This window comes from Frankia sp. AgKG'84/4 (genome assembly GCF_023242965.2).
GTDB lineage: Bacteria > Actinomycetota > Actinomycetes > Frankiales > Frankiaceae > Frankia.
The window spans coordinates 1-9,321 of the sequence record NZ_JALKFU020000174.1; the positions used below are offsets into that span (position 1 = coordinate 1).

The following is a 9,321-nucleotide window of genomic DNA, read 5'->3' on the forward strand; positions in this document are numbered from 1 at the left end:
CGGCGGACCTCGCCCGGCTGGCGGCGGAACCGCCCGCGGGTGTCCGGCTGCGCCCGCTGTCGGTCGCCGGCGCCTTCCATACCCAGCACATGGCTCCCGCCCGCAGCGCGCTCGCCGCCGTCGCGGGCGGCATCCGACCGTCCGCGCCGCTGGTCACCACGCTCTCCAACGCCGACGGGGCACAGGTCACCGCACCCTCGGACCTCCTCTCTCGGCTCGTCGCCCAGGTCGCCGCGCCGGTCCGGTGGGACCTGTGCCTGGCGACGCTGCGCGAGCTCGGGGTGCGCGCGGTCATCGAACTTCCACCGGCCGGCACCCTCGCCGGGATCGCCCGGCGCGAGCTGCCCGGCGTGCGGATCCTGGCGGTCAAGAGCCCGGATGACCTGCCGGCCGCGCGGGAGCTGGTCGCCGAGTATGTCGGCACGCAGTACCTGGGCGTCTCGCCGGCCAGCCCAGCTCCACGCCAGCCGACGGACGACGAGCCTCTCGTGGGGGTGCGGGCGTGACAGGCGGAGCTCGGCTGCTCGGCCTTGGCGTGTACCGCCCGGCCCGGGTCGTCACCAACGACGAACTCGCCCAGCGGGTGGACACCTCGGATGCGTGGATCCAGTCCCGCACCGGCATCGCGACCCGGCGCATCGCCGACGACGAGGAGACCACGGTTGCCATGGGCGCCGCAGCGGCCGAGAAGGCGCTCGCGGCCGCCGGCCTGACTCCGGACGCCGTCGATCTGGTCATCGGCGCCACCTGCACCGCGCCGTCGCAGATCCCGGGCACCGGTCCGCAGATCGCCCACCGGGTGGGGGCCAGCCGCGCTGGCGCGTTCGACATCAACGGCGGCTGCGCCGGCTTCAGCTACGGGGTGTCCGCAGCCGCCGACATGGTCCGCGCGGGCGGCGTGCGCCACGTCCTCGTCGTCGCCACCGAGCGACTGTCGGACTACACCGACTGGGATGATCGCTCCACCTGCATCCTGCTTGCCGACGGAGCGGGCGCGACCGTGGTGGGCCCCGCCGAGACCGACGAGATCGGCCCGGCGGTGTGGGGCCACGACGGCTCGCGGCCGGACGTCATCCGCGTTCCCGGCGGCGGCGACAACCTGTTCCGCATGGAGGGCCAGGCGGTCTTCCGGTGGGCGATCTCGCTCGTACCGACCGTGCGGCAGATCTGTGCACGCGCCGGCGTGGCTCCGGAGGAGCTCGCGGGTATTGTCCCGCACCAGGCCAACCTGCGGATCGTCGAGGCACTCGCGACGGGAATCGGCGCCACGAACGCCGTCGTCGCCCGCGACGTGATCGACTCGGGCAACACCTCCGCCGCGAGTATCCCGCTGGGATTCGCCCGCCTGCTCGAAACCGGCGAGATCCGCCGGGGAGACCCCGTTCTGCTGTTCGGCTTCGGCGCCGGACTGACCTTCTGCGGGCAGGTCGTGCGATGCCCCTGACCACGCCGCCGCACGCGACCACCATGCCGTCGTGACGCGGTCGCCCGCTCGCCGGGCGACGGCCGTCACTCCCCTGACCCAGGTATCAGCGCCATCCTGGCAGGCGCCCGCGGCGATCATCTGATCGCCAGCGCCCACCAGTTCAGCTCTCACAGGAGGTAACACAATGTCCCAGGACATCCTCGCCGGTCTCGCCGTCATTCTCGAAGAGGTCGCCGGTGTCGACCCCGCGGACGTCACCCCCGAAAAGACCTTCATCGACGACCTCGACGTGGACTCGCTGTCCATGGTCGAGGTCGTGGTGGCGGCCGAGGAGAAGTTCACCGTCAAGATCCCGGACGACGACGTGAAGTCCCTCAAGACCGTCGGCGACGCGGTGTCGTACATCCAGCGGGCGGGTGTGGCCGCGTGACCACGACCCCTAGGCAGGTCGTCGTCACCGGCCTCGGGGCACTCACTCCCCTCGGTGGCGATGTCGCCTCCACGTGGGAGGGGCTGCTCGCCGGCCGCTCCGGCGTCCGGCGGATCACCGAGGAATGGATCCAGGAACTCCCGGTCCACATCGCCGCGCCGCTCGCGGTCGAGCCGCCGCTGGGCCGGGTGGAGGCCCGGACCCTCGACCGGAGCCAGCAGATGGCTCTGGTCGCCGCGCGGGAGGCATGGGCCGACGCCGGCTCGCCGGAGGTCGACCAGGAACGTCTCGCGGCCTGCGTGGCGTCGGGTATCGGCGGGGTCACCACCCTTCTCTCCCAGCACGACGTGCTGCGGGAGAAGGGCGCGCGGCGGGTGTCGCCGCACGTGGTGCCCATGCTGATGCCGAACGGGCCAGCCAGCACCGTCGGCCTGGCGTTCGGCGCGAAGGCCGGCGTGCACGCTCCGGTCAGCGCCTGCGCGTCCGGTTCGGAGGCGATCGCCCTCGGCCTGGACATCATCCGGGCCGGCCGGGCCGACGTCGTGATCGCCGGCGGCACCGAGGCCGCGATCGCCGCGCTGCCGATCGCGGGTTTCGCCCAGATGCAGGCGCTGTCCCGCCGCAACGACACGCCGCAGACGGCATCCCGCCCGTTCGACAAGGCCCGGGATGGTTTCGTGCTCGGTGAGGGTGCGGCGATCCTGGTCCTGGAGGCGGCGGAACACGCCGCTGCCCGGGGCGCACGGGTCCACGGGGTGCTCGCCGGCGCCGGGATCAGCTCGGACGCCTACCACATCGCGGCACCAGACCCCGCCGGCGCCGGCGCCGCGCGGGCCGTGCGAGCCGCGCTGCGCTCCGCCGAGCTGGCGCCGACCGATGTCATCCACATCAACGCGCACGCCACCTCGACGCCGAGCGGCGACCTGGCCGAGGCGGTGGCACTGCGCTCCGCGATCGGCAGCCACATCGACTCCGTCGCGGTGACCGCCACGAAGTCGATGACCGGTCACCTGCTCGGGGCGGCCGGCGCGCTCGAGGCTGTCGCCAGCATCCTGGCGCTGCGCGAGCGCATCGTCCCGGCGACTCGCAACCTCGACGCGCTCGACGACGAGATCGCGCTCGACGTGGTGAGCATCGACAATCGGAAGATCGGCACAGGCGCGGCCCTGTCGAACTCGTTCGGGTTCGGCGGCCACGACGTCTGTCTGGCCTTCACGATCTGACGCCGTGCCGGGTGGGTCCGATCCCCCGGCACGGCCCCGGGCCACCAGGCCCGACAACCCGCTCAGCAGGCGAGCACCTGTCCACACATCGCCGTGACGCCGGCCGCCCCCCCGCCGACACGGCCGCACCCGTCCCACCGACGGGTGCCCATGGTCGCCGGACCGCGAACCCGACGGAGACCGGCGCGTACCCCTGGGGGGTCGCACGCCGACCCCCCGCTGATCCGATCCGGTGCCGTTCAGGCAAGGAGACGCACGGTGAGTCTGTCCACGCTCGACCGAGTCGACCCGCGCACGCCCGAGGCTCGGCTTTCCAGGTTCTTCGACCCCGACAGCCTGTCCCTGTTCGCCGCCGCCGACTCTTCCGGAGTCGTCGCTGGCCAGGGGCTCGTCGGCGGCAATGAGGTCGTCGCTTTCGCGACCGATCCGACCATACAGGGCGGCGCGATGGGCCGCGACGGTTGCGCCCGCATCGTCCACGCGATCGAGTCGGCCGTGCGGCTGGGCTGCCCGGTCGTCGGCATCTGGCACTCCGGCGGCGCGCGGCTGCAGGAGGGCGTCGCGTCCCTCGACGGCGTCGGCCGGATCTTCGCCGCGACCGTGCGGGTCTCCGGCCGCATCCCGCAGCTCTCGCTGGTGCTCGGCGCGGCGGCCGGCGGCGCGGCCTATGGCCCGGCGCTGACCGACATCGTCATCATGGGCCCGGACGCGAAGGTCTTCGTGACCGGTCCGGACGTCGTGCGTTCCGTCACCGGCGAGGAGTGCACCGCCACGAGCCTCGGGGGCCCCGAGGTCCACGGCTCGCGCAGCGGTGTCGCGCACGTGACGTGCGGCTCCGAAGACGAGGCCATGGAGCGCACCCGCGCGCTCGCGCAGCTGCTGGCCGACCAGCGCGACGTCGGCCAGGTCGACAGCCGCGAGCTCGCCGAGCTGCTGCCGGAGAACCCGCGGCGCGCCTACGACGTGCGCCCGCTGGTCAACCAGGTGCTCGATGGTGACGGCATCGAGCTGCACGCGAAGTGGGCGCCGAACATCGTGACCTCGCTGGGCCGGCTCGGCGGGCGGACCGTCGGCATCGTCGCGAACAACCCGCTGCGCCGCGGCGGCTGCCTCGACACGACCTCTGCCGAGAAGGCCGCGCGCTTCGTGCGGATGTGCGACTCGTTCGGCGTACCGCTGGTCGTGCTGGTCGACACGCCGGGATACCTGCCGGGCGTCGGCCAGGAACTCGACGGCGTCGTCCGCCGCGGCGCGAAGCTGCTCTACGCCTTCGCGGAGTGCTCGGTGCCGCGGGTGACCGTGGTGACGAGGAAGTCGTACGGCGGGGCGTACATCGCGATGAACTCCACGTCGCTGGGCGCGACCGCCGTGTACGCGTGGCCGACGGCGCAGATCGCCGTGATGGGCGCCGAGGCCGCCGTCGGCATCCTGCACCGGCGCACGCTCGCGGAGGTGCCGGCCCAGCGCCGGCCCAGCGTGCTCGCCGAGCTGACCGAGGAGCACATCCGCACGGTGGGCGGCATCGACCGCGCGGTGGAGCTGGGTGTCGTCGACGCCGTCGTCACTCCGGCCGCGACCCGGGGCGCGATCGCCTCGGCCCTCGCCAACGCGCTCGCCGACGCCCGCCCGCACAAGAACGTGCACGGCAACATCCCGCTGTAGCGCCGGGCACGGCAGGCGCACCACGCGCCCCGATGTCCCCGGACCCCACTGACCCTGGGGCCGGGCCGGCGGCCTCAACCGTCCGCCAGCTGCAGCCAGGTGCGCACGACGTTGCTCATCTGCCGCGGGTTCATCCAGAGCGCCGCCCGGGCGAAGATCGGATCGGCCCGCAGCGCCACCTCACGCCGGGCCGGCTCGGCGGCGGGCGCGATCGCACGCATGTGCTCGAAACTGATCGTGCCGGCCCGGAAGGCCGCGCCGGAGGCGGGCAGCGCCCGGGCGGCGCGCGCCACGAGCAGGGCCGTCGCCGTCGTCGGGTGTACCAGGCGGCACTCCCGGCGCAGCCACGCCGCGGCCGAGCGCGCCCCGTCGGGCGCCCAGAGCTCGCGGCGGTCGAACTCGCCGAGCAGCCGGATCCACAGCGCGTCGGTGGCATCGACCAGACGGCGCAGCTCGACGACCGACTGCGCGACCTCGACATCGCCCAGCTCGTGCGCGTCGAGCGCGACGACCCCGGCCAGCAACGACTCGACATCGATCACGATCACCAACACCTCCCGCACCGGTGCGTCGCGGAACGGAGCGCGGGCCGCACCTCGACGGCGGCGGCCACCCGATCCTCACCACGACCCCACGTTCCGAACGTGTGTTCGAATGATAGATCGCCGGCCACGGAAATCCAAACAGGCACTCAACCGCGTCACCATCGGAGGATCCGAGATACTTATCTGATGCGAAATAACGATCCGCCCCCCCGTGTTACTCGGATGGAGGTGGGTGCATGACCCTGCAGGTGGACACGGCCACACGGCCACGGGCGGCGGACCCGGCGACGCCCGACGCGGTACCAACGACCACCACGACCACACCGGCGCACTCCGGCGGCACGTTCGCGGCGTTGCGGATCCACAACTTCCGGCTGTTCCTCGGCGGTCAGATCGTCTCGCTGTGCGGCACGTGGATGCAGACGATCGCCCTGGGCTGGCTCGTTCTCTCGCTCGGCGCCTCGGGGACCACGCTCGGCCTGGTCACCGCGGCCCAGTTCCTGCCGGTGCTGCTGTTCGGCCCGTACGGCGGCCTGCTCGCGGACCGGATGAACCGCCGGCATCTGCTGATGATCACGCAGACCTCCTCGGGGCTCGCCGCGCTCGGGCTCGGCCTGCTCGATCTGACGGGCGTGGCGCGGCTGTGGATGGTGGCCGTGGCCGCCGCGCTCATCGGCCTGAGCAACGCCGTCGACAACCCCACCCGCCAGACCTTCGTGCAGGAGATGGTCGGCCCCGACCACCTCCCGAACGCGATCACGTTGAACTCGGTGACGATGAACGCGGCGCGGATCATCGGCCCGGCGCTCGCGGGCCTGATCATCCTGGTCAGCGGGACAGCGGGATGCTTCCTGTTCAACGCGGCGTCGTTCGGCGCGGTCCTGATCGCCCTTCACCGGATGGACGTCTGCGCGCTGCACGCCCGGCGCCCGGTGCACCGGGCGCCGGGCCAGCTACGGGCCGGGCTCGGCTACACCTGGCGGACGCCCGGGCTGCGCGTTCCCCTGATCATGATGGTGGTCATCGGCGCGCTGTCCTATGAGTTCCAGGTGGTGCTGCCGCTGGTGGCCCGCGAGACCTTCGGTGGCACCGCGGCGACCTACAGCCTGCTCACCGCGGCCATGGGCGCGGGCGCGGTGGTCGGCGGACTGGCCGTGGCCCGCCAGCGGCGCATCGGGGTCCGGCCGCTCAGCGTGATCGCGGGAATCTTCGGCGGCGTGCTCCTGCTCGCCGCCGCGGCGCCCACCCTGCCGGTGGAGGTGGCCGCCCTGGTGCTGGTCGGCGCCACGAGCGTCGCGTTCATCTCCACCGGCAACGCCACCGTGCAGCTCACCGCCGATCCGGCGATGCGGGGCAGGGTGATGGCGCTGTGGTCGGTCGCCTTCCTCGGCACCACCCCGTTCGGCGGGCCGATCGCCGGGTGGGTCGCGCAGACCTTCGGCGCCCGCGCCGGCCTGCTCCTGGCGGCCGTCGCCGCCCTGGCCGCCGCGCTGTACGCGCTGGCCTCCCTCCGACGGGAAGCCAGCGCGGCGGGCTGACCGGTCGGGGTCAGGCCATGGCGATCAGCCCGTGGCCGCTTCCTGGCCGGCGGCTGCGCTGGCCGGGCTGGCACCGGGTGGTCTCGGCGCCGCCGCGTTGCTGCTCGCCGCGGCCCGCCCAAGTTCGGGCAGTTTGTGCAGATCGTGCGTCTGGCCGCGATGTTCGCGGACGGCCTCGGAGTGGTAGCTCTCGGCCACCCGCAGGAAGTCCGCATCGTGATAACGACGGCCGTCGACGGTGGGACCACTGGTGCCCTCCATGATGGCCTCCACATCCTCGCCGGTGATCGTCTTGTGGGTCTCCAGCGCATGGGTGAGCGCCAGCACCTCCCGGCGGTTCGCGCTCAGCACTCCCTCGGTGCGTTCGTAGAGCTCCCGCAGCCGCGCTTCGACCTGCTCGCCGAAGGGACGGTCGGCGTCCAGCGACAGGGTGCCCATCTGCTGCTCGACGAGGGCGAGGCGGGCCGACAGCGTGTCGCCGATGGCCGCCGACGACAGGTAGTTCGCGATGAGGATCGTCGCGGTGCGCAGGTCGCCCCCCACGCCGACCGTGTTGTCGCCCTCGAAGAACATCCGCTCCCCGACCAGCGACGCCAGCGAGACCATGACCTGGACCTCGATCTCGGACTTCCACATGAACATGCGGTCCTCGACCGCCACGTGCGCGACGAAACCGCCCACGCCGCCACGCCGCTCGATCGTCGCGAGGTCGATCACCCGGCCGCGCTGCGTCCGGTAGGCGACCACGGCATGGCACGCCTCGTGCAGAGCGATGCTGTGCCGCTCACGGTCGATGTGCTCGTGGTCGTCCGCCAGGCCGTATTCCTTGATCACCCGGGCGCGCAGGATGTCCTGCCAGGTGATGACCTCGCGGCCGTCCTTGACGGCCTGCACCAGCGCCTCGTTCACGGTGTCCTTGATGGTCGCGCCGGTCGCCTCCGGGCTCATCACGGCGAGGCGGTCGATCTGCTCCGCGCTCAGGTCGTGCCGCACCCGCGCGAGGTAGCCCTCGAAGGTGCGGATGCGGCCTTCCTTGCTGGGATAGCCGACCTTGTACTGCCGGTCGATGCGCCCGGGCCGCAGCAACGCCTCGTCCAGCGACTGCGGCATGTTGGTCGCCATCATCACCAGGATCCGGTACTTCGGCGGCGGCTTGGGCCGCATCCCCAACGCGCGGCGGACCACCCGGTTGAGGAAGCCGCGGGGCTTCTTCAGGCCGGACATCTCGGTCAGCAGGGCCTGCAGGGTGCCGTCGCCCCCACCACCGCCACCACCCATGCCACCCATGACGAACTGCTCGCGGGCCTGTTCCCGGCCGATCTCCGCGCGGGCCGCGGCGCTGAGATAGGACGTGCCGTTGCAGCCCAGCGCGGGCTCGAGGCCGCCGAACGCCCGGCCGAGCCCGCCCAGGCCACCGGCCCCTGCCGCGGCCGACCGGGACGCCGGTGCGCTCTGGCGGGTGAGCCAGGACCGCGCCCCCGCGGCGGCACCGCCACCGAACCCGCCGTTGAGCGCCCCGCGGCTGCCGAGCGTGTCCGCCTCGTCGAAGAACACGATCACGCCGCCGTACCGCAGGGACAGCTTGCGCAGCTTGCGGAACAACGACTTCACCTTGAGGATCCCGACGCCCATGAACATCGCCGAGAACGCGCCCGGGTCGACGAACACGAATGGTTTGCCGGTCTCGCCGGCGACCGCCTCGGCGAGCAGCGTCTTGCCGGTGCCCGGGGGCCCCCACAGCAGGATGCCGCCCGGCACGTGGCCGCCCCGACTCTCGATCTCCTCCGGCCGTTCCAGATAGAAGACGTTCTCCTGGACCCGGCTGACGACGTGGTCCTGACCCCAGACGTCCGCGAAGCGGGTGGCGATGTCCTCGGGGAAGTACGTGTCGATGCCGCCCTTGGAAAGGAACCAGAACATCACCACGAACTGGCCGACGACGAGCACCATCAACAGCACGATCTGGAGGACCACCGGGATGGCCTTCCAGAGGTCGCCGGGAACGTTGACGAGGGCGTCGAACACCGAGGTGTGGGACAGCCGGGCATACACGAACAGAGCGAGCGCCAGACCCGCGACCCACTTCGCCGTGCGACTCAGCCGATAACGGTTCCAGTCGTTGAGCCGCAGCATCCGGCGTTCCATCCGACCGAACACCCGATCGGTCCAGAACACGTAGTAGGCGGACCATCGCTCACCGACGAAAAAGTGTAGCTGGCGCGCCACCTCCAGGCCGAGCAGCACCAGTATCCACGCGCTTTTGCGGGACTCGAGGCGGAACGCGTCGCTCCAGGTCATCAACGGGTCGCCGGAGACCTCCGCGGCGACGACGAAGAGAAAGACCGCGCCGAGCAGCAGAAGGAACTTCACCCGGTCCCACGCCGACAGCGGCCGCCGCCGAGGCCGGTCGGCGGCGGTCTCCGCAGACATGGCGATCCTGGAAGCAGGATCTGTTCGCCGCCACGGTGGACGTCGCCGTGGCCGAACGGCTTGGCCG

At 72.2% G+C, this 9,321-nt stretch carries 8 protein-coding genes; 6 read left to right on the forward strand and 2 right to left on the reverse strand.

Annotation, left to right across the window (positions count from 1 at the left end; all coding sequences use genetic code 11):
* The 5 genes from MXD58_RS12905 to MXD58_RS12925 form a co-directional block, all read left to right on the forward strand.
* A partial coding sequence (locus MXD58_RS12905; protein WP_374616043.1) for an ACP S-malonyltransferase occupies window positions 1-506 on the forward strand: 506 nt, incomplete at its 5' end.
* Complete coding sequence (locus MXD58_RS12910) at window positions 503-1,444, forward strand: beta-ketoacyl-ACP synthase III (RefSeq protein WP_248838326.1); 942 nt, start codon at window positions 503-505, stop codon at window positions 1,442-1,444. The genes MXD58_RS12905 and MXD58_RS12910, both read left to right, overlap by 4 nt.
* Window positions 1,445-1,610: 166 nt before the next feature.
* On the forward strand, window positions 1,611-1,856 hold the full coding sequence (locus tag MXD58_RS12915; protein WP_248838325.1) for an acyl carrier protein: 246 nt from the start codon (window positions 1,611-1,613) through the stop codon (window positions 1,854-1,856).
* The gene (fabF, locus tag MXD58_RS12920; RefSeq protein WP_248838324.1) at window positions 1,853-3,079 is read left to right on the forward strand and encodes a beta-ketoacyl-ACP synthase II; all 1,227 of its coding nucleotides are present in this window, start codon (window positions 1,853-1,855) and stop codon (window positions 3,077-3,079) included. Before MXD58_RS12915 ends, fabF begins: the two co-directional genes overlap by 4 nt.
* A 258-nt stretch (window positions 3,080-3,337) precedes the next feature.
* Complete coding sequence (locus tag MXD58_RS12925; RefSeq protein ID WP_248838323.1) at window positions 3,338-4,741, forward strand: acyl-CoA carboxylase subunit beta; 1,404 nt, start codon at window positions 3,338-3,340, stop codon at window positions 4,739-4,741.
* Window positions 4,742-4,815: 74 nt separating this feature from the next.
* Here the strand turns inward: MXD58_RS12925 and MXD58_RS12930 are convergent, their stop codons facing one another.
* A complete protein-coding gene (locus MXD58_RS12930) occupies window positions 4,816-5,295 on the reverse strand; it encodes a DUF222 domain-containing protein (RefSeq protein ID WP_250609350.1) in 480 nt (159 codons plus the stop codon).
* A gap of 227 nt (window positions 5,296-5,522) precedes the next feature.
* Between MXD58_RS12930 and MXD58_RS12935 the strand changes: the two genes are divergently transcribed.
* Window positions 5,523-6,824 carry an MFS transporter gene (locus MXD58_RS12935; RefSeq protein ID WP_248838321.1) on the forward strand — a complete coding sequence of 434 codons (1,302 nt, stop codon included), beginning with the start codon at window positions 5,523-5,525 and terminating at the stop codon, window positions 6,822-6,824.
* Between the two features lie 24 nt (window positions 6,825-6,848).
* Here the strand turns inward: MXD58_RS12935 and MXD58_RS12940 are convergent, their stop codons facing one another.
* Window positions 6,849-9,254, reverse strand: a complete 2,406-nt coding sequence (locus MXD58_RS12940; RefSeq protein WP_250609351.1) for an AAA family ATPase — start codon at window positions 9,252-9,254, stop codon at window positions 6,849-6,851.
* Between the last annotated feature and the right edge of the window lie 67 nt (window positions 9,255-9,321).

What these genes read in the sequence shown, in the direction of transcription:
- MXD58_RS12915 (WP_248838325.1), top strand. Translation starts at nt 1,611, where the DNA reads ATGTCCCAGGACATCCTCGCCGGTCTCGCCGTCATTCTCGAAGAGGTC.
- MXD58_RS12935 (WP_248838321.1), top strand. Translation starts at nt 5,523, where the DNA reads ATGACCCTGCAGGTGGACACGGCCACACGGCCACGGGCGGCGGACCCG.
- MXD58_RS12940 (WP_250609351.1), bottom strand. Translation starts at nt 9,254, where the DNA reads ATGTCTGCGGAGACCGCCGCCGACCGGCCTCGGCGGCGGCCGCTGTCG.